At 59.1% G+C, this 20670-nt stretch carries 19 protein-coding genes, 1 tRNA gene and 2 pseudogenes; 13 read left to right on the top strand and 9 right to left on the bottom strand.

What is annotated here, in order from left to right:
* Nucleotides 1–17 precede the first annotated feature (17 nt).
* Both tssC and tssB read right to left on the bottom strand, forming a co-directional pair.
* Nucleotides 18–1556, bottom strand: a complete 1539-nt coding sequence (gene tssC, locus HBO12_RS01205) for a type VI secretion system contractile sheath large subunit (RefSeq protein ID WP_170041189.1) — start codon at nucleotides 1554–1556, stop codon at nucleotides 18–20.
* A gap of 33 nt (nucleotides 1557–1589) precedes the next feature.
* Entirely contained in the window at nucleotides 1590–2093 is a 504-nt protein-coding gene (gene tssB, locus HBO12_RS01200; RefSeq protein WP_170041188.1) for a type VI secretion system contractile sheath small subunit, read from the bottom strand.
* Nucleotides 2094–2448: 355 nt separating this feature from the next.
* On the opposite strand from tssB, the pseudogene HBO12_RS01195 reads away from it, so the two are divergent.
* The 3 genes and pseudogenes from HBO12_RS01195 (at nucleotide 2449) to HBO12_RS28280 (ending at nucleotide 4705) form a co-directional block, all read left to right on the top strand.
* Nucleotides 2449–3558 (top strand): annotated as a pseudogene (locus tag HBO12_RS01195) (IS3 family transposase).
* 249 nt (nucleotides 3559–3807) lie between these two features.
* Nucleotides 3808–4020 (top strand): YegP family protein, encoded by a 213-nt coding sequence (locus HBO12_RS01190; RefSeq protein WP_170041187.1) that lies wholly within the window; start codon nucleotides 3808–3810, stop codon nucleotides 4018–4020.
* 559 nt (nucleotides 4021–4579) lie between these two features.
* Nucleotides 4580–4705, top strand: a complete 126-nt coding sequence (locus tag HBO12_RS28280; protein ID WP_262376924.1) for a hypothetical protein — start codon at nucleotides 4580–4582, stop codon at nucleotides 4703–4705.
* A gap of 16 nt (nucleotides 4706–4721) precedes the next feature.
* On the opposite strand, the pseudogene HBO12_RS01185 reads toward HBO12_RS28280, so the two are convergent.
* From HBO12_RS01185 to HBO12_RS01160, 6 genes and pseudogenes are all read right to left on the bottom strand, one after another.
* A pseudogene (locus HBO12_RS01185) lies at nucleotides 4722–4967 on the bottom strand (Arm DNA-binding domain-containing protein); the annotation flags it as partial.
* A 229-nt stretch (nucleotides 4968–5196) separates the two neighbouring features.
* A tRNA-Gly gene (locus tag HBO12_RS01180) sits at nucleotides 5197–5272 on the bottom strand.
* A gap of 63 nt (nucleotides 5273–5335) precedes the next feature.
* Nucleotides 5336–5896 carry a CDP-diacylglycerol--glycerol-3-phosphate 3-phosphatidyltransferase gene (gene pgsA / locus HBO12_RS01175; protein ID WP_029293776.1) on the bottom strand — a complete coding sequence of 187 codons (561 nt, stop codon included), beginning with the start codon at nucleotides 5894–5896 and terminating at the stop codon, nucleotides 5336–5338.
* Between the two features lie 32 nt (nucleotides 5897–5928).
* Entirely contained in the window at nucleotides 5929–7752 is a 1824-nt protein-coding gene (gene uvrC / locus HBO12_RS01170) for an excinuclease ABC subunit UvrC (protein ID WP_170041602.1), read from the bottom strand.
* 16 nt (nucleotides 7753–7768) lie between these two features.
* A complete protein-coding gene (gene gacA / locus HBO12_RS01165; protein WP_029293774.1) occupies nucleotides 7769–8410 on the bottom strand; it encodes a response regulator transcription factor GacA in 642 nt (213 codons plus the stop codon).
* A gap of 151 nt (nucleotides 8411–8561) precedes the next feature.
* Nucleotides 8562–8927 (bottom strand): helix-turn-helix domain-containing protein, encoded by a 366-nt coding sequence (locus HBO12_RS01160; protein ID WP_170041185.1) that lies wholly within the window; start codon nucleotides 8925–8927, stop codon nucleotides 8562–8564.
* Between the two features lie 81 nt (nucleotides 8928–9008).
* On the opposite strand from HBO12_RS01160, the gene HBO12_RS01155 reads away from it, so the two are divergent.
* Nucleotides 9009–9248 (top strand): DNA-binding protein, encoded by a 240-nt coding sequence (locus HBO12_RS01155; protein WP_169956523.1) that lies wholly within the window; start codon nucleotides 9009–9011, stop codon nucleotides 9246–9248.
* A gap of 36 nt (nucleotides 9249–9284) precedes the next feature.
* Here HBO12_RS01155 and HBO12_RS01150 read toward each other — a convergent pair whose 3' ends face one another.
* Nucleotides 9285–9734 (bottom strand): GNAT family N-acetyltransferase, encoded by a 450-nt coding sequence (locus tag HBO12_RS01150; protein WP_169956618.1) that lies wholly within the window; start codon nucleotides 9732–9734, stop codon nucleotides 9285–9287.
* 171 nt (nucleotides 9735–9905) lie between these two features.
* Between HBO12_RS01150 and HBO12_RS28275 the strand changes: the two genes are divergently transcribed.
* From HBO12_RS28275 to HBO12_RS01110, 9 genes are all read left to right on the top strand, one after another.
* Complete coding sequence (locus tag HBO12_RS28275) at nucleotides 9906–10040, top strand: hypothetical protein (RefSeq protein WP_262376865.1); 135 nt, start codon at nucleotides 9906–9908, stop codon at nucleotides 10038–10040.
* Between the two features lie 339 nt (nucleotides 10041–10379).
* Nucleotides 10380–11450: a 3-deoxy-7-phosphoheptulonate synthase gene (locus HBO12_RS01145; protein ID WP_169956525.1), complete on the top strand. Its 1071-nt coding sequence runs from the start codon at nucleotides 10380–10382 to the stop codon at nucleotides 11448–11450.
* 80 nt (nucleotides 11451–11530) lie between these two features.
* A complete protein-coding gene (locus HBO12_RS01140) occupies nucleotides 11531–11812 on the top strand; it encodes a peptidylprolyl isomerase (protein ID WP_032861429.1) in 282 nt (93 codons plus the stop codon).
* 135 nt (nucleotides 11813–11947) lie between these two features.
* Nucleotides 11948–13807: an extracellular solute-binding protein gene (locus HBO12_RS01135; protein ID WP_170041184.1), complete on the top strand. Its 1860-nt coding sequence runs from the start codon at nucleotides 11948–11950 to the stop codon at nucleotides 13805–13807.
* A complete protein-coding gene (locus HBO12_RS01130; protein ID WP_170041183.1) occupies nucleotides 13807–14868 on the top strand; it encodes a microcin C ABC transporter permease YejB in 1062 nt (353 codons plus the stop codon). Before HBO12_RS01135 ends, HBO12_RS01130 begins: the two co-directional genes overlap by 1 nt.
* Nucleotides 14868–15890 carry an ABC transporter permease gene (locus HBO12_RS01125; protein ID WP_170041182.1) on the top strand — a complete coding sequence of 341 codons (1023 nt, stop codon included), beginning with the start codon at nucleotides 14868–14870 and terminating at the stop codon, nucleotides 15888–15890. Before HBO12_RS01130 ends, HBO12_RS01125 begins: the two co-directional genes overlap by 1 nt.
* 14 nt (nucleotides 15891–15904) lie before the next feature.
* Entirely contained in the window at nucleotides 15905–17482 is a 1578-nt protein-coding gene (locus tag HBO12_RS01120; protein ID WP_170041181.1) for an ABC transporter ATP-binding protein, read from the top strand.
* 105 nt (nucleotides 17483–17587) lie between these two features.
* Complete coding sequence (locus HBO12_RS01115; protein ID WP_169956536.1) at nucleotides 17588–18994, top strand: sigma-54 interaction domain-containing protein; 1407 nt, start codon at nucleotides 17588–17590, stop codon at nucleotides 18992–18994.
* A gap of 284 nt (nucleotides 18995–19278) precedes the next feature.
* Entirely contained in the window at nucleotides 19279–20670 is a 1392-nt protein-coding gene (locus HBO12_RS01110) for a GntP family permease (protein WP_029293751.1), read from the top strand.

The raw sequence follows: 20670 nt of genomic DNA, 5'->3' as shown, positions 1-20670 counted from the left end.
GTTTCCCTACGACTGAATCAGGCTTTGGCCTTGGGCATCTGCGAAACCAGTGACAGATTCACGTCCATGCCCTCGACTTGGAAGTGCGGCACGGCGTACAACTTGATACGGAAGAAGCCGGGGTTATCCTCAATGTCTTCAACCGTCACCTTCGCATCCCGCAGCGGGTGCGAGGCTTGCAGGTCATCGCCCGGATCAGTCATTTCAGTCACCAGACCGCCGATCCATTTGTTCAGCTCAAGTTCCAGCAGGCGACGATCCTTGGTGGTGCCGATGTTTTCGCGCTGGATTAGCTTCAGGTAGTGGGCTATGCGAGACAGCAGGAAGATGTAAGGCAGGCGCGCGTTGATGCGGCTGTTGGCGGTGGCGTCGGCCGTGTCGTACAACGCGGGCTTTTGCGCAGAATTAGCCGAGAAGAAGCACGCATAGTCGCGGTTCTTGTAGTACGAAAGTGGGATGAAACCGAGATTGGCAAATTCAAACTCGCGCGTTTCCGGGATCATCACTTCGGAAGGGATCTTGACCTGATTGCCAGTGCCCAAGTCGTACAGGTGGATCGGCAACTCAGTGACGGCACCGCCCGATTGCGGCCCACGAATCTGCACGCACCAGCCGTTGGTGACGAAGCTCTTGACCATGTTGGCGGCAAAGGCAAACGACGCATTGGTCCACAGGTACTTGTCGTGATCTGGCCCTTTTACGCTTTCGATGTAATTGAAGCTGCGTACGGGAACGGTGTCGGGCCCATAGGGCAGCCGACCCAGAACGCGTGGCATGACCAAGCCGATATAGCGTGCATCATCACTGTCACGCAATGCCTTCCACTTGATGTATTCGGCACGGTCAAAGTAATTTCCGATGTCTTTTATCGCGGCAACCTCTTCCATAGAATCTTTGCCAAAGAAGGCCGGGCCTACGGAACCCACAAACGGCATATGCGCAGCGGCGGCTACTTTTGAAATATTGCGCAACAAGGCAATGTCCTGAGGACTGCGGTCGAATTCGTAGTTGGAGATGGCCGAGGCAATCGGCTCACCCCCCGGGGTATCGTATTCCTGAGTATAGGTATGCAGATACAAACCACTCTGGGCGATTTCCGGAGCATCCTCGAAATCCTGCACCAGGTGATCCTTGCTGATATCCAACAGTTCTATACGAACGTTCTGACGGAAGTCTGTCTGGTCGATCAGCGATTTCACGCCACGCCACGTTGACTCAACGCGTTGAAAGTCAGGATGGTGCATGACCACGTCAAGTTGGCGACTGATCTGCATATCCAGCAAAGCGATGTGCTCGTCCAGCAGAATCTTGTCCAGCCGCTCGACTTTTTGTGTAGATTGCTTAATCAACTTTAAAAAGACATTCACGGCGGCCGTTACCCGCTCATCAGCCGAGACCTCAGACAGCGCCTCAGAATTCTGGAAAACCTCGATACCTCCCAACTCAGTAACTGGGCTTAAGTTGATCTTGTTAAACAAGGTGGCATAAACACCATTGTTATGTTCAGACAATACTGTAGCACCGTGCGATTGCACGCTGGAATTTTCTGCAGGCATGATGGAACTTCCTTTTAAAACTACCGATATGAATTAACGTTCTTCCTTGGGCGCCAGAGCAGCCAGCTCGGCTCGAAGTTCATCACTGAGTGCGTCATCCTTAAGGATGCGCTCAAGCTCATGACGAAAGGTCACGTTATCCAACAGGTTCGATTTCAGGTCACGCAACAGGTTGCGCATGGCCAACAAGGCGCGCAGTTGCGGAATCTGCCGCGCTACCTGCTCGGGTTCGAAGTCCTTCATGCTCTGGAAATTCAACTCGACGGAGGTGTCAGACGCATCGCCGGCCAATGTGTTATCGACTGCGAGTTTCACGCTAGGCGAAAATTCACCCAGAACACTGTCGAAGTTGTTTTTATTGATGTTGACCTTGCCTCGCTCAGAGAGCGGGCGTTGCTCCTTGCCATTGCTGTAATCACCCATGATCATCAGCTTGAGCGGCAACTCGACTTTCTTCTGGGCACCACCAGTATGCAAATCAAGCTTGATGTTGACTCGCGCCTTGGGCACTTCACTCTGAAAACTTTTTGAAGCCATGATCCCACCTCTCCAGACACTTTTTTAACAGCAGTTGCTGCCGTAAATAAAGTAAGACTGGAGCCTATACCTCCAGCCTACTCGCCAGCGCATCCACCGGCCGCAGTACATAAACTCCATTTCATGAGATCAAAAAGTGCTACGTACGATGTACTTATTTCCTTCCTCATTACAATGAAGTATCCCAATCAACCTTGACCAGCCCTCAAAGCCCTAGAGGGAACTTTCGACAACGAATTGGCGAGTTTTCCCACATGAACTGAATCGCCCCGGGTCTCGTAGACACCTCTTTGCCTTAAACTGAAGCCAATTGGGAGATGCCATGAGCAACCCGCGTTAACCCGAAGAATTCAAAATCCAAGCAGTCAATCAAGTGACCGAAAAGAAGCTGCCTGTCGCTGAGGTAGCGGGCCGTCTTGGCGTGTCGACGCATAGCCTCTATGCCTGGATAAAGCGCTACAGCAAACCTCAAGAAGAACGGCAGCAGGACGATGATCAGCACGCTGAACTGCGTCGTCTGCGAGCGGAACTCAAGCGCGTCACTGAAGATCGAGGCATATCAAAAAAGGCCGCAGCGTACTTTGCCAAGGAGTGCGTCTGAAGTACGCCTTTATCAAGCAGCACGCTGGCGACTATTCGATTCGACGGCTTTGCATCACGCTGAAAGCCCATCCCAGCGGTTATTACGCGTGGCTGTCTGAGCCGCAATCTGTATGCGTCCAAAACGAACAACGACTTCTAGGGTTGATCAAGCATTCCCGACTGGAGAGCGGCGGCGTTTACGACTATCGCAAAATCCATGACGATCTGCGCGATGAGGATTGTGGTCGTCATCGTGTGGCGAGGCGGATGCGTCTTGAAGGTCTGCGTTCTCAGACAGGTTATCGACGCCGCCCTGGAAAGTACGGCGGTAAGCCAGCGGTCGCCTCACCCAATTTGCCGAAGCGCCAGTTCGACGTCGTGGGACCCAACAAGGTTTGGGTCACCGACATTACCTACATTCGTACGGATGAAGGCTGGTTGTATTTGGCGGTGGTGCTGGATCTGTTTTCTCGCCAGGTTGTAGGCTGGCCAATGAAGTCGCAGATGACCCGTGATTTGGCGATTTATGTGTTGTTGATGGCGGTTTGGACGCGTAAACCGAAACAAGAGGTGATGGTTCATTCCGACCAAGGCCCAGTACAGCAGTTCCGATTGGCGCAGCTTTTTGAAGGCAAACAATTTGGTTGCCAGCATGAGCCACTGAGGCAACTGCCATGATAACGCCGTGACCGAGAGCTTTTTCCAACTTCTATAGCGGGAACGGGTCAAGCGGAGAATCTACACCACGCGGGAAGATGCCAGTAGTGATGTATTCGATTACATCGGAATATTCTACAACGTAAAACGCCGCCATGGTTTCAACAATCAACTTTCACCGGTAGAGTTTGAAAAGCGTTACGCAATGAGCTTGCAAGGTGTCTAGAGAATCCTGAGCGATTCGTACAGCCTGTCATACCAGAAGATCCATTTACGATTCCTTCATCAACGTTAACGATACAAAGTCAAACACCATCTCAAAATCAGCACGCCTACGTCCGTTAGGTCGAACGTAATTTGCAATCTTCGACACATTGCGACGCAACTCGAATCTCTATGTTTATAGACGCTCTCTCGGCATGATTGATAGCGTTAAACGCCCGCTACATAAGTATCGACATCCGAGGAGAACCATATGGCAGAGTCTGCCCACTTTTACGTATACAAAGACATCAAAAACGAATGGCGTTGGCGATTCATCGCTAAAAACGCAAGGATCATCGCCGTCAGTTCCGAGAGTTACCACAACCTCAAGGACTGCGAACACTCTATTGAATTAGTGAAAACACAGGACTTCGCCACCCGGGTTATTGGCGACGATTCCTTCATGCGGTTACGTACACAGTAATCAGCTTCGGCCCGTGCAGCACTGCATAGTGCTATCTCGAATCACCTCCACGCTTGATCCAGACGATCAACACCCGCCTATAAGGGGCTGCGCCCGTTGCCGATTGACGCTGCCCCGCCACCCACCATCCTCTCCAGGCTAGCGCCCAGCACTACCGACTCGTTCCGCACCCGCCCAGGTAGCCCAGATCTTCAAGGCTACGGCGCAGCAGCACCTGGATGACGAGCAACTCGAACGTCGACCTTGTCTGTTCAATGACACCCATGCGCTGATCATCACCTCAAACGCTGCGTCGACGGTGGATGACGACAGCCACCCAAATCCGGGAATCGTGGTGCAGGTGATCTACGGAGTATTTGCCCACGATTAATCACCGCCCCTCCTGGTGGGCGATCTCTATTCCGAACATCCCTTTCTACTTTTGCCTTCTTTACGGACAGTGCAATAGAAGACTGATAACCCGTCCTACTCTCGACGCCTTGGTTCAACCGCCAAATCTGCCGCGACCAAACCGCGTCGTCGAGCTGCCAAGCCACGCGCTGTTTCCACGGCCCCGACCTTGCAGCCCCTCAGCTACATCAAAGCGCGCCTGGGCAACCGCGCCGCCCAGGTGGCAGGCAACTTCAACAGCCTGATCATGATGCGCGTGCGCGAGACCGCCACCGCCGAACTGCTGATCCAGTAACTGCCTAAGGACGCGCCTGGGGATTGACCCCTTGAGCCAATAATTTTCCCGCTTCGTCCCGAAGGGAACGCGCGTCACGCAAACTGACCTGCTGATAGGTGCCCAGCGACATGCGCTTTTGCTTGCCGTTCCAGCAGTAACGGAAGTGCCACGAGCGCCCGCCCGAGGCTGTCACCGCCAAGGACAGGCCGTCAATATCGCCGAGGGTGTAGTCTTTGCCAGTGGGCGTGGCCTGCCGGACGGCAGCATATGAAAGAGCCATGCTTCTAGCCTCCTGAAGGTTGAATTCAGGGCTAGATGTTCAGCAAACGACTCGTTGGGCTCCTGCAACAATCCGATCTCGAAGCCCGCCATTTTCATGGACTAGATTCTGGACTAAACACGTCCGGATACCCGTGGCTTTCGATGGATACTGACGGAACGAAAAAAGACGCCTAAGCGTCTTTTTTCAATGATCTACAGACTTCAATGGAACCCTGTAGATCGATATTTGGAGCGGGAAACGAGACTCGAACTCGCGACCCCGACCTTGGCAAGGTCGTGCTCTACCAACTGAGCTATTCCCGCGTCTTGGTGATGCGCATTCTATAGAATCCTCACCACCCGTCAACCCCTTGATTCAAAAAAGTTTTATTTCTTTTCCACGGTCGTGCGCAGATGGGGCCAGGCGGCGCGCAGGTATTGCAGCATGGACCACAAGGTCAGGCCGGCGGCGATCAGCAGCAAGGCGTAGCCCAGTAGTACCCAGAACGTGAAATTCGACGGGTTGGCCAGCAGGATGACCAGCGCCAGCATTTGCGCGGCGGTTTTCCATTTGCCCATGTTGGACACGGCCACATGGGCGCGTGCGCCGATTTCGGCCATCCATTCGCGCAAGGCCGAGACGACGATTTCACGACCGATGATCACGGCGGCAGGCAGGGTCAGCCACAGGTTGCCGTGCTCTTGTACGAGCAGCACCAGCGCCACGGCGACCATCAGCTTGTCGGCTACGGGGTCGAGGAACGCGCCAAACGGCGTGCTCTGCTCCAGGCGTCGTGCCAGGTAGCCGTCTAGCCAGTCGGTCGCGGCCGCGAAGGCAAAGACCGAACTGGAGGCCATGTAGCTCCATTCATAGGGCAGGTAAAACAGCAAAATGAAAATCGGAATGAGCAGGACGCGTAGAACGGTGATCAGATTAGGGATATTCATCGGCACAACTGGCTACGAGGTGAGAGGGCATTCTACTCGCTGTGTAGGTTTGCATAAATCAACTCAGCGAGCTTTTTACTGATACCAGGAGCTTTGGCTATTTCTTCAATGCTGGCACGGGACAATTCCTGCAATCCACCGAAATGTTTCAACAGTTCACGCCGCCGCTTTGGTCCTACACCCGCAACCCCTTCCAGGGTTGAGGTGCGCCGGGTCTTACCACGGCGGGCACGGTGGCCGGTAATGGCAAAGCGGTGTGCTTCATCGCGGATCTGCTGAATCAGGTGCAGCGCCGGTGAGTCGCCCTTCAAGGTGAACTCATGGGCCGCATCATTCAAGTACAACGTTTCAAAACCGGCCTTGCGCGTCGCACCCTTGGCCACGCCGAGCAGGATCAGGTCGGGCACCGCCAGTTCGTTGAGCACATCACGGGCCATGGACAACTGGCCCTTGCCGCCGTCTACCAGCAGGATATCCGGCAGCTTGCCCTCGCCGTCCTTGAGTTTGCTGAAGCGCCGGGTCAGGGCCTGGTGCATGGCGGCATAGTCATCACCAGGGGTGACGCCTTCGATGTTGTAGCGTCGATAGTCGGACTTGATCGGCCCTTCCGGACCGAAGACCACGCAGGACGCCACGGTCGCCTCGCCGCTGGAGTGGCTGATGTCGTAGCACTCCAGGCGTTGCGGCGGTTCGTCGAGCTTGAGCACGTCGGCCAGCGCTTCAAAGCGCGCGGCCACATGCTGACGATTGGCCAGGCGCGCGCTCAGGGCCTGTTCGGCGTTGGTCACCGCCAATTGCTGCCAGCGTGCACGGGTGCCGCGCACCCGGTGGCTGATGTCCAGCTCGCGGCCACGCAGGGCGTGGATCGCATCGATCAGCGCGGGGAAGTCTTCGTGAACCACGTTGACGATCAATTCACCCGGCAAGTCGCGCTCGGGGCTGCTGACGTAATACTGGCCGAGGAACGCAGCCATGACTTCGGCCACCTCCTCCTCGATCCCCGTCTGGGGAAAGAAGTTCTTGCTGCCCAGCACCCGACCGCCACGCACGCTGATCAGGTGCACACAGGCCCCGCCCGGGTTGACGAAGGCCGCAATCACGTCGACGTCACCGGTGCCGCCCTCCATGCTCTGCTGGTCCTGTACCCGGCGCAACAACGACACCTGGTCACGCAGCTCGGCGGCCCGTTCGAAATCCAGGACACTGGCCGCCTGCTCCATGGCCCCCGACAGTTCGTCGGCCAGGGCATTGCTGCGCCCTTCGAGGAACATCACCGAGTGACGCACGTCTTCGGCATATTCCTTAGGCTCGACCAGCCCGACACAAGGCGCCTTGCAGCGCTTGATCTGGTATTGCAGGCACGGGCGGGTACGGTTCTTGTAGAAGCTGTCTTCGCACTGACGCACGAAGAAGGTCTTTTGCAGCAGGCTCAGGCTCTCGCGGATCGCCCCGGCGCTGGGATACGGGCCAAAATACTTGCCCTTGCGCTTCTTCGCCCCGCGATGGATGCTCAGGCGCGGAAAGTCACCGTCCGACAGAAACACGTACGGGTAGGACTTATCGTCACGCAACAGAATATTGTAGGGCGGCCGCCATTCCTTGATCAGCGTCTGCTCAAGCAGCAACGCCTCGGTTTCATTGGCGGTGATGGTGGTTTCGACCTGGGCGATACGCCCCACCAGCGCGGCGGTCTTCGGCGCCAGGCCGATCTTGCGAAAGTAACTGGCCAGGCGCTTCTTGAGGTTCTTGGCCTTGCCGACGTATAGCAGACGCGCCTCGCTGTCGAACATGCGATACACGCCAGGCCGGCCACTGCAGGTCGCTAGAAATGCACTGGGATCAAACGCGGCGGTTATTTCAGTGGCTTGCATTTCAGGCGCTTGCGTCCACCATGCCGTGGCGAACCGCGAGCAAGGTCAGTTCAACATCACTGCTGATGGATAGCTTCTCGAAGATTCGATAACGGTAGGTGTTCACGGTTTTCGGCGACAGGCAGAGCTTGTCCGAAATCGACTGGACCTTCTGGCAACCGACAATCATCAGGGCGATCTGGATCTCGCGCTCGGACAAGGCATCAAACGGCGAATCGCTGACCGGCTGGAAAGACTTGATCGCCAATTGCTGGGCAATCTGCGGGCTGATGTAGCGCTGGCCGGCAAATACCAGGCGGATAGCCTGGACCATCTCCGCAAGCCCCGCGCCTTTAGTCAGGTAACCCGCTGCACCTGCCTGCAGAAGCCTGGTAGGAAAAGGGTCTTCCTCACAAACCGTAACCACGACCACCTTGATATCCGGATGACTGCGCAGCAACTTGCAGGTCGCGCCAAGACCGCCAATCCCCGGCATCTTGACGTCCATCAAGACCACATCGGGTTTCAATTCACGCGCTTTGATCAGGGATTCCTCCCCCGACTCGGCCTGACCGACTACTTGCAGGCCATCGATGTCAGCCAGCATTCGTGTAATGCCTGTACGAACGAGATCATGGTCATCGACTACTAGCACCCTAATCAAGCAGACACCTCGCGAAATGGTCTTATAGGTTGCCGGACACCTTAGCAAAAAACCACGGCACAGACCTAGCTGAACGCGTCATATATATAGAGTTTCAATCCACTACGAACGCCTGCCGAGCGGCAGGCGGGGTTGTTTCCTGGGCAAAAGGTCAGGATTCCTTGGGGATCGGCCGGGATTTTCCGTTTGCCACAGAGCAATGCTCTGCCAAGGTGCTGGTCAGCCTGCGGATTGCATCCTGATCCTCTTTAAACATCGCGCGGTAGTCGCCCAGGACTTTTTCTTCGATCTGGCTCAGGTTGTCCAACTGGATGGGAGTTGGGCTACCTGTCAAAACAAACAGAATATCGACACCTTTTTCTGCGACGCGGGATAAGTAATCGGCCTTGGGTGCGCGGCCACCACTTTCATATTTACCTTGCGCGTTAGCCTCCACGCCTCCTATTTCACCAAAAACCTTTTGCGACAAGCCAAGTCGCTCCCTTTCTTGCCGTAAGCGCGAACCTATTCCACTCATTTGGATGTAATATCCTTTCTGGCACACCCCAAGAGGTGACGATGTCATCTCGCTTTACACAAACTTGAACGGTTTTGAACTATGCCCGGAATCCGTACCGCTGCACAAGCCAAAGCCTGGCTGGAACATCAAGGCAAATCGGTCCAGGCATTCGCCAGGGAACATGGCGTGGATCCGGCGACCACCTATCAAGTGCTCGCTGGGCGTAAAAAGGGGCGGCGGGGAGAAGCCCATAAGGTCGCGGTCCTTTTGGGCATGAAAGAGGGGATCATCCTTAACGAGGCAAAAAGCCCGGGCAATGATCAGGAGATTGGCTCCTAAAGAGCAGTATGCACCGATTCAAGTCGAGCGCGAGGTTTACCGGGACGACTGCGCTGATAGACAAACGGACTCCATGCGCCAGAAACACCCCTCCTCACCGACAATACTCAGGCCCTGGCGCTGATACAGCCTTCTAGCCGGATTGGTCTTGAATACCGTCAAGCGCAGATAACCCCGCTTTTCGACATGCGCCTTGCAGATCATCTGCTCCAGCACCCAACTGCCTGCGCCCTGGCGGCGAAAAGCCTCGAGAATGTGCAGTTCGCGAATGTATAGCGCATTGTCATCGCGGCTGAGGCTGACGAACCCTACCAGCCTGTCGTCCTGGCAAATCAACCAGTTTTCCCGCCCGGCCCAGGCGGTGTCGAAGCCTTTGTCGGACCATGTCAGATCATACTGCCGATAGTAATGGCCCATCGCCTGGTGTGTCAGGCTGCGCGCAAAGGCCAGGTGTTGATCCGATGCTGCCTTGAGGGTGAATGCCATAGCAGTGGGCTCCATTGCGTCACAGGTCGCGTCCAGGCAATCATTGTGAGTATCCATCCAGCATATCGGGACATCCGCCATAGTGGTAAGCCCCTCCTCGCGATAGAAATTACTGATTGAATCCAGCGGCATGCGTCAGTTAAGCTCCACCCCATCATTTGGAGAAACACCATGTTGCAACTCACCCTCACCCAGGCTTGCCCTACTGCCAACGCACAGCGTTCGGTCGTGGCTACCCGCGTGAACGGTTTGAGCGCACTGGCCAGCTTTTATTTTGGGTATTGGTTTAGCCACTGGCGCGCCTGATACCTGAAATCGGCGCCCACTACTCAAGGGGTCGCCTGCCAGAGAAATCTAACCCCCGGTCGGCTCCCCGACCGGGGGTTTTGTTTTTTCAGCCCTGAACATTTTTTGCTACACACCGAACTTAAAGGAAACCACACCATGAACTTCAGCACTTATTACCGTTACGACACCTGCACCGCCTGGCGATTTAGCAAGCTCCGTTCGGGACAGCCTGCCGCCTCCGATCGGTCACCTCTTGGTGGCAAGCCAACACACGCAGCCAATACGGCCAATTGTCGAACACCCCAGTAGGGCAGAGCGCGCGGGAACAGCCCGCCGCTTGCCCAGGAAGCAGAACATATGAACTCCTCCATCGCCGCCCTGCCCGTCACCACCCTGTCCAGCGCCAATGAAGCGCTGACCCAGCGTTTGCCCAGCGCCCTTGAGCTCAAGCACCAATTGCCCCTGAGCCCGTTCCTGACCGAGCAAGTCAACGCTCATCGCCAGGCGATCCGCGCGATTCTCACGGGTGAAGATTCGCGCCTGCTGGTCATCGTCGGGCCCTGCTCGATCCATGATCCCGAATCCGCCATGGAATACGCGCGCAATCTGAAAAAACTGGCCAATGACGTCAGCGACCAGATGCTCCTGGTAATCCGCGCCTACGTCGAAAAACCGCGCACCACCATCGGCTGGAAAGGCCTGGCCTATGACCCGCACCTCGATGGCAGCGATGACATGGCCGCCGGCCTGACGCTGTCACGGGAATTGATGCGCGAAATGCTGCGCCTGGGCTTGCCGGTCGCCACCGAGTTGCTGCAACCAATGGCCGCCGGCTACTTCGACGATGTGCTCAGTTGGGTCGCCATCGGCGCCCGCACCACCGAATCGCAGATCCACCGGGAAATGGCCAGCGGCCTGGGCATGCCCGTCGGCTTCAAGAACGGCACCGACGGCGGCGTGGCCATCGCCTGCGACGCCATGCGTTCGGCAGCCCATCCGCACCGCCACTTTGGCGTCGACAGCCAGGGCCATCCAGCGATCATCCAGACTCCGGGCAACGCCGACACCCACCTGGTGTTGCGCGGCGGCCATCGCGGCCCGAACTACGACCGCCAGAGCGTGGCCCAGGTCAAGACCGACCTGGCCAAAAGTAAAGTGGCCACGCGGATCATGGTCGATTGCAGCCACGCCAACAGCGGCAAGGACCCGATGCGCCAGCCAGCGGTGTTCAATGACGTGCTGGAGCAGCGCTTGCAGGGCGACACCTCGCTGATCGGCATGATGCTGGAGAGTCATTTGTTCGAAGGCTGCCAGCCGCTCAGCCCGTCGATGCGCTACGGCGTCTCGGTGACCGACGGCTGCCTGGGTTGGGATGGGACTGAGCAGTTGCTGCGTGAAGCGGCCGCACGTCTGCGCGATCAAGCCTGATGTAAATCAGTGGAACTTTGCCGGGAAATAACCGCCTGAATCCGGTACGCTCACCTTTTTTATTCAAGGAGTTACCCATCATGGCTAAAGCTACCGCCCGTCACATCCTGGTTGCCACCGAAGACAAGTGCAACGAACTCAAAGCCCAGATCGAAGGCGGCGCTGATTTCGCAGAAATCGCCAAAGCCAACTCCAGCTGCCCATCGAGCCGTGATGGCGGCAACCTGGGTTCGTTCGGCCCTGGCCAGATGGTCAAGGAATTCGACACTGTCGTGTTCAGCGCCCCGGTCAACACCGTGCAGGGCCCGGTGAAAACCCAGTTCGGTTATCACCTGCTGGAAGTGACCAGCCGCCAGGACTGATCCACATCTTTGCAAAACACAACGGCCCGCCTTTTGGTGGGCCGTTGTGTTTGTGTGCCAGTGGGGTGACTGGCGACCCGCGTGCGGTTAGGGTACAAGTCCCCTTCCTTCTTCACCCGGCGCTCAAGGCTGATAATGCGACTGGACTTACTCACGTTAGTTGGCTCTACCCTGGCCCTGCTGTTGGCGAGTTCCATCTCGTTTGCTGCCCCGCAACAGGCATTGACCGTCTACGGCGAACCTGCCAAGTACCCCGCCGATTTCAAGCATTTCGACTATGTGAACCCCGATGCCCCCAAGGGCGGCAGCCTCAAGCGCTCGGCCCTCGAAGTCGGCCGCTTCGACCATGTACTGCCGTATATCGACAAAGGCATCGGCGTCAGCCAGCTGGACGGCTGGGTGTACTCGCCCCTGGCCTACCGCTCGCTGGATGAGCCCTATACCGTCTACGGCCTGGTCGCGCAAAAGATGGAGCGCGCCGAGGACGGCCTGTACCTGCGTTTTTTCCTCAACCCCAAGGCGCGATTTGCCGACGGCAAGCCGATCACCGCAGAAGACGTACGCTATAGCTTCAACCTGCTGATGACCCAGGGCAGCCTGCGCTTTCGCACGCTGTTTGCCGACGTCAAGCACGTCGAGGTCGAAGGCCCGCTGCAAGTGCGTTTTGACTTCTCCAGCAACGAGAACCGCACCCTGCCCCTGGATATCGCGACCCTGCCGGTGTTCCCCGAACATTGGTGGAAAAGCCGCGACTTCGCCAACGGCGGCGGCTATGAGGTGCCCCTGGGCAGCGGTCCGTACAAAGTCAGCAAGATCAATTCCGGCAGCACTATCACCTTCCAGCGCGACCCCGACTGGTGGGGCAAGGACTTGCCCGTGAGCCGCGGCCTGTACAACTTCGACCGCTTGAGCCTGGAGTACTTCGGCGATACCGAAGTCGCGCGCCAGGTCCTGCGCGGCGGCGCCTATGACTTCAACCGCGAGTTCTCCGCCACCGGCTATTCCATCGGCTACAACGGCCCGGCCCTGGACGATGGCCGCCTGCAACGCGCGCACCTGGCCAAGCAAGCCCCGCAAGCGGCCCAGGGCTACGTGTTCAATATGCAAAAGCCGATATTCCAGGACCGCCGCGTGCGCCAGGCCCTGGCCATGCTCTGGGATTTCGAGTGGGCCAACCGGCAGATGATGCGCAACCTGTATATCCGCCAGCAAAGCTACTTTTCCAACAGCCCGCTGGCCGCCACCCAACTGCCCGACGCCCAGGAACTGGCGATTCTCGAACCCTTGCGCGGGCAGATCCCCGACGAAGTCTTCACCCAAGTGTTCAAGGCGCCGACCACCGACGGCAGCGGCATGATCCGCGACAAGCAACTGCAAGCCCTGGCCTTGCTGGAAGACGCCGGCTGGACGCCCAAGGGCGACAAGCTGGTGAACGCTGCCGGCGACCCTCTGGAGTTCACCTTCCTCAATGTGCAAAACGGCCTCGAACGCCTGCTGCTCCCCTATAAACGCAACCTGGCGCAGATCGGCATTACCCTCAACATCCGGCGCATCGACTCATCCCAGTACGTCAACCGCCTGATGACCCGCGACTACGACATGATCGTCACCGGCTTCCCGGTCACCACCTCGCCGGGCATGGAGCTGTACAACTTCTTCGGTTCCTCGTCGGCCTTCGACCCGGGCAGCAACAACTACATCGTCCTGCAAAACCCGGCGGTCGACACCCTGGTCACCGGCCTGGTGCGTGCCACCACCCAGGCACAGATGCTCAGCTACGCCCATGCCCTGGACCGGGTGCTGCAATGGAATTACTACTGGATCCCCAATTACTACCCGCCCGGCACCTCGGCCGCGTGGTGGAACCGCTTCGGTCGCCCGGCCATCGAGGCGAGCAACGACGAGGCGCTGGAGTCGTGGTGGGAGGTCAGCCCGACCCCCCTGACCAATGAGCAGATGAAAGCCGAACTGAACAAGCCGCGAGGTGCCCGCTGATGTTTGCCTATATCGTGCGGCGCCTGCTGCTGATCATCCCGACCCTGGTGATCATCCTGCTGGTGAACTTTGTGATCGTCCAGGCCGCGCCCGGCGGGCCGGTGGAGCAAGCCATCGCCCACTTGCAGGGGATTGGCGGCGGGGGCGTCGGCGGCTCGGCCGGCGACGGCGTCAGCAGTGGCTCACGCGCCAGTCGCGGCCTGGACCCCAAGCTGATCAAGGACATCGAAAAACAATACGGCTTCGACAAATCCGCCCCCGAACGCCTGTGGCTGATGCTCAAGAACTACGCCCAGCTGGATTTTGGCAACAGCTTCTTTCGCGGCGCCACGGTGATCGACCTGATCCTGGAAAAGATGCCGGTGACCCTTTCCCTCGGCCTCTGGGCCACGCTGATCACCTACCTGGTGTCGATCCCCCTGGGGATCCGCAAGGCGGTGCTCCACGGCAGCAGTTTCGATGTGTGGAGCAGCACCGCCATCGTCATTGGCTACGCGATGCCGGCCTTCCTGTTCGCGATGTTCTTGATCGTGGTCTTTGCCGGCGGCACCACCCTGAACTGGTTCCCGGTGCGGGGCCTGGTGTCGGAGAATTTCGAGCAACTGAGCACCCTGGGCAAGATCGCCGATTACTTCTGGCACCTGGTGCTGCCGGTCAGCGCCCTGGTGATCGGTGGTTTCGCCACCTTGACCATCCTCACCAAAAACTCGTTCCTCAATGAAATCACCCGTCAGTACGTGGTCACCGCACGCGCCAAGGGCCTGAGCGAACGGCGCGTGCTCTACGGCCATGTATTTCGCAACGCCATGCTGCTGGTGATCTCCGGGATCCCCCAGGCGTTTATCAGTGTGTTCTTCGCCGGTTCGCTGCTGATCGAGGTGATCTTCTCCCTCGACGGCCTGGGCCGCATGAGCTACGAAGCGGCGGTGTCGCGGGACTATCCGGTGGTGTTTGGCTCACTGTTTATCTTCACCCTGTTTGGCCTCTTGATAAAACTGATCGGCGACCTCTGCTACACCCTGGTGGACCCGCGTATCGACTTTGCCGCGAGGAACGCCTGATGCTCAATCTGTCTCCCGTGGCCCGTCGCCGCTTCGAGCGCTTCAAGCAAAACCGCCGGGGCTGGTGGTCGCTGTGGCTGTTTATCGGCCTGTTTATCCTGACCCTGGGCGGCGAGTTGATCGCCAACGACAAACCGCTGGTGCTGAGCTATCAGGACCAGTTGTATTTCCCGGTGTTCAAGCGCTACACCGAGCAGCAGTTCGGCGGGCAACTGCCATTCCAGGCCGACTACCGCAGCGACTACGTGCAGCACCTGATCACCAAGGACGGCGGCTGGATGCTGTTCCCGCCGATCCCCTTCAGCGATGACACGCCCAACTACGAACTGACCCGCCCTGCCCCCAGCCCGCCGTCCACGGTGAACTGGCTGGGCACCGACGACCAGTCCCGCGATGTGCTGGCGCGGGTGATCTTCGGCGCACGGGTATCGATCCTGTTCGCCCTCGGCCTGACCGCGATCAGCGCCGTCATCGGCATTGCCGCCGGTGCCTTGCAGGGCTATTACGGCGGCTGGGTCGACCTGCTTGGCCAGCGCATCCTCGAAGTGTGGTCGGGGCTGCCGGTGCTGTACCTGCTGATCATCCTCTCGGGGTTTGTCGAGCCCAACTTCTGGTGGCTGCTGGGGATCATGGCGCTGTTTTCCTGGCTGGCCCTGGTGGATGTGGTGCGCGCCGAATTCCTGCGCGGGCGCAACCTGGAATATGTGAAAGCCGCCCGAGCCCTGGGCCTGAGTGACGGCAAGATCATCCGCCGGCACATCCTGCCGAACGCGATGACCGCCACCCTGAGCTACCTGCCTTTCATCCTGACCGGGGCGATTTCCACCCTCAGCGCCCTGGATTTCCTCGGCTTCGGCATGCCGGCGGGCAGCGCGTCCCTGGGTGAATTGATCGCCCAGGGCAAGCAAAACCTGCAGGCGCCGTGGCTCGGGCTCACGGCCTTTTTCACCCTGGCGCTGATTCTGTCGCTGCTGGTATTTATCGGCGAGGCGCTGCGTGACGCCTTCGACCCACGATCATGAAGGGCGATGCATCCATGACTGACAACCTGATCGAGATCCGCGACCTGTGCGTCGCCTTCAGCGGCCAGACCGTGGTGCGCAACCTGAGCCTGGATATCCGCCCCGGCGAGTGCCTGGCGCTGGTGGGCGAGTCGGGCTCGGGCAAATCGGTGACGGCCCATTCGATCCTGCAACTGTTGCCCCAGGCCGGCACGACTACCACAGGGTCGGTGCGCTATCGCGGCCAGGAACTGCTCGGCGCCGCCGCCAGCACCCTGCAAAAACTGCGGGGCAACCGTATCGCGATGATCTTCCAGGAGCCGATGACCTCCCTCAACCCCTTGCACAGCATCGAAAAACAGATCGGCGAAACCCTGCTGCTGCACAAGGGCCTCGGCGGCAAGGCGGCCCAGGCGCGTATCCTCGAGCTGCTGGACCTGGTGGGCATCCGCAATCCCCAGGAACGCCTCAAGTCATACCCCCATCAGTTGTCGGGCGGCCAGCGCCAGCGGGTGATGATCGCCATGGCCCTGGCCTGCGAGCCGGAACTGCTGATCGCCGACGAGCCGACTACCGCCCTGGATGTGACGGTGCAGCGCAAGATCCTGCTGCTGCTCAAATCCTTGCAGCAACGCCTGGGCATGTCCTTGCTGCTGATCAGCCATGACCTCAACCTGGTGCGCAGCATTGCCCAGCGCGTGTGCGTGATGCAGGCCGGGGAAATCGTCGAGCAGGCCGACTGCCAAACCCTGTTCAACGCCCCACGACACCCCTACAGCCGCCTGCTGCTGGATGCCGAACCGGTCGGCACGGCACTGTGCCAGGATGCACGCGAGACGGTGTTGCAGGTCGACGGACTGAGTGTGCGTTTCCCCATCGCTGGCGGGCTGTTCCGGCGCAAGCAGTACCTGCAAGCGGTGGATGGCATCAGCCTGGAACTGCAACGGGGCAAGACCCTGGGGATCGTCGGCGAGTCTGGCTCCGGCAAGTCCACCCTCGGCCAGGCAATCCTGCGCTTGCTCGACTCCAGCGGCAGCATCCGCTTCCAGGGCGAGGCCCTCGACAGCCTCAGCCAGAAACAGATGCGCCCGTGGCGCAAGCAGATGCAGGTGGTGTTCCAGGATCCCTATGGCAGCCTGAGCCCGCGCATGTCGGTGCAACAGATCATCAGCGAAGGCCTGGAAGTGCACGCGCCCTGCAGCCTGCAGGAGCGTGACGCGCAGGTGATCAAGGTGCTGCAAGATGTGGGCCTCGACCCGGCCAGCCGCCATCGCTACCCCCACGAATTCTCCGGTGGCCAGCGCCAACGCATCGCCATCGCCCGCGCCCTGGTGCTGCGCCCGGCCTTGATGCTGCTGGACGAGCCCACCTCGGCCCTGGATCGCACCGTGCAAAAACAAGTGGTGGCGCTGCTGCGTGAATTGCAGGAAAAGTACGGCCTGACCTACCTGTTTATCAGCCATGACCTGGCCGTTGTGCGGGCCATGGCCCACGACATGATCGTGATCAAGGACGGCAAGGTGGTCGAGCGCGGGCCGAGCCAGGCGGTGTTCGACTCACCACAGCACCCCTACACCCAGGAACTGCTGGCCGCCACGCAACTCCCTCTGTAGGAGCCGGCTTGCCGGCGATGGCGCCAGTAAAATCGCCATCGCCGGCAAACCGGCTCCTACAGGGGATCAGGTCATTCATTCATCTTTTTTGTTGGCGCCCCGAGCATGAACACCACCGAAAGCCTCAAGGACTACCCGCACGTTCGTGGCCTGGCGATCCAGTCCCTGTTCGAGATCATCGAGCAGTCCAGCGAAGGCACGGTAATTGTCGATCGCGACGCCAACATCGTGTGGATGAACGAGCGCTACGCCAAGCGCTTCGGCCTCAAAAGCGCCGACCAGGCCATCGGCCAGCCGTGCGAGCAGGTGATCTCCAACAGCCTGCTGCGCCAGGTGGTGCGCAGTGACCAGCCGATCCTCCTGGATATCCAGGACACGCCCAAAGGCCCGTTGGTGGTGATGCGCCTGCCGATCCACGACGATGCCGGCAAGGTCATCGGCGCCATCGGTTTTGCCCTGTTCGATGAGTTGCGCAACCTCTCGCCGATGATCGAGCGCTACCTGAGCATGCAACAGGAGTTGGCCTCGACCCGTTCGCTGCTGCGCTCGCGCCAGAGCAAATACAACTTCGCGCACTTTATCGGCACCAGCGCTGCCAGCCTGGAGGTCAAGCGCCGGGCGCGGCGCAGTGCCAGTGCCGAGTCGCCGGTGTTGCTGCTGGGCGAAACCGGCACCGGCAAGGAGCTGTTGGCCCAGGCCATCCATGGCGCCTCGCCACGCGCCCATAAGGCCTTTGTCAGCATCAACAGCGCCGCCATCCCCCACGACCTTCTGGAAGCCGAGTTTTTCGGCACCGCGCCCGGCGCATTCACCGGCGCCGACCGCAAGGGCCGCGCCGGCAAACTGCAAATCGCCCAGGGCGGGACGTTGTTTCTCGATGAAATCGGCGACATGCCGCTGCCCCTGCAAAGCAAACTGCTGCGGGTGCTGCAGGAGAAAGAGTTCGAGCCGGTGGGCTCCAACGAAATGATCCACAGCGACGTACGGGTGATCGCCGCGACCTCCACCGACCTGGAAGCCGCGATCAAGCGCGGCGAATTTCGCGCCGATTTGTATTACCGCCTCAACGTATTGCCGATCCAGGTCCCGCCCCTGCGCGAACGCCTGGATGATATTCCGGCGTTGAGCGAAGCGATCCTTGAAGAACTGCGCAGCCAGCATGAACTGGACCGCGAAGCCCTGGCGCTGCTGGCCGAGCATGCCTGGCCAGGAAACATCCGTGAGTTGCGCAACGTGCTGGAGCGCGCAGCGTTGCTCAGTGATGACCTGGTGCTGGATGCACGGGAAATTCGTGCGGCGATTGGTACGTTCAGCCCGGTAGAGCGCAGCGCCGTGGCGCCAGTCGAGGTCCAGACCTTCAGCGCGGCACGGCAGCGGTTTGACCGGCAGTTGATTGCGGCCGCGTTGCGCCAGTGCGAGGGCAATGTGATCGAGGCGGCCAAGCAATTGGGGCTTGGGCGCTCGACGCTGTACAAGAAGATGGTGGCGCTGGGCATCGCTCAATCTCAATAAAGAGACACAAATCTATTTCCCAAGACCCCCCCTGTGGGAGCGGGCTTGCCCGCGAATGCGGTCTATCAGCAACAAATCATTGCCTGACACAGCGCTTTCGCGAGCAAGCCCGCTCCCACATTGGAATTTCATCTGTCTTGAAATAGAGACTCCGCATGAAAATCACAGCACAGAAATTATAAATATCTATATATATCAATAACTTACAAACTTGGCACAATTCCCGCTATAGCCCCTTCCTACAGCATTACCCCACAACAATAACAATCCGATGGAGACACACCATGAGTGTGATCATTGCCCTGGCGGCGCTCGCGCTGCTGATGCTGGCTGCCTACCGTGGCTATAGCGTCATCCTGTTTGCCCCCATCGCCGCCCTTGGCGCCGTACTGCTCACCGACCCTTCCGCCGTCGCCCCCGCCTTTACCGGGGTGTTCATGGAAAAAATGGTCGGCTTTATCAAACTCTACTTCCCGGTGTTCCTGCTCGGCGCGGTGTTCGGCAAGCTGATCGAGCTGTCAGGCTTTTCGCGCTCGATCGTCGCGGCCGCCATCCGTTTGCTCGGCACCCGCCAGGCGATGTTGGTGATCGTGCTGGTGTGCGCCCTGCTGACCTACGGCGGCGTGTCGCTGTTCGTGGTGGTGTTTGCGGTGTACCCGTTCGCCGCCGAGATGTTCCGCCAGAGCAATATCCCCAAGCGCCTGATCCCGGCGACCATTGCCCTGGGCGCGTTCTCGTTCACCATGGACGCCCTGCCCGGCACGCCGCAGATCCAGAACATCATCCCCAGCACCTTCTTCAACACCACCGCCTGGGCCGCGCCCTGGCTGGGTCTGATCGGCACGATCTTTGTGTTCTGCGCCGGCATGCTGTACCTGGCACGCCAGCGCAACAAGGCCCAGCGTGCCGGCGAAGGCTATGGCACCGACTTGCGCAACGAGCCGGAAACCGCCGAAGACCTGAGCCTGCCCAACCCGTGGATCGCCCTGTCGCCATTGATCCTGGTGGGGGTGATGAACCTGCTGTTCACCCACTGGATCCCGCAGTGGTACGGCAAGACCCACAGCCTTGCCCTGCCGGGCATGAGCGCGCCGGTGACCACGGAAATCGCCAAGCTCACCGCAATCTGGGCGGTGCAGGCGGCGTTGCTAGTGGGGATCATCATGGTCCTGGTGTTTGGCTTTTCGGCGATCAAGAGCAAGTTGGCCGAAGGCAGTAAAAGCGCAGTCAGCGGCGCGCTGCTGGCGGCGATGAACACCGCTTCGGAATACGGCTTCGGTGCGGTGATCGCTTCGCTGCCGGGCTTCCTGGTGTTGGCGGACTGGCTCAAGGGCATCCCCAACCCGCTGGTCAACGAGGCGATTACCGTGACCCTGTTGGCCGGTATCACCGGCTCTGCTTCCGGCGGCATGAGCATCGCCCTGGCGGCCATGTCCGAGAGCTTTATTTCCGCGGCCCATGCCGCCAATATCCCCCTGGAAGTGCTGCACCGGGTCGCGGCCATGGCCAGCGGCGGCATGGACACCCTGCCACACAACGGCGCGGTCATCACGCTGCTGGCGGTGACCGGGCTGACTCACCGCGAAGCCTACAAGGACATTTTCGGCATCACGATCATCAAGACCCTCGCGGTGTTCGTGGTGATCGGTACTTTCTACGCCACCGGCATTGTGTGA

The sequence above is a fragment of the Pseudomonas sp. WS 5059 genome, from assembly GCF_012985525.1.
In the GTDB taxonomy this organism is placed as follows: Bacteria; Pseudomonadota; Gammaproteobacteria; order Pseudomonadales; family Pseudomonadaceae; genus Aquipseudomonas.
Note: the sequence above shows the minus strand (reverse complement) of the source record. Positions and strands in the feature narration are given on the sequence as shown.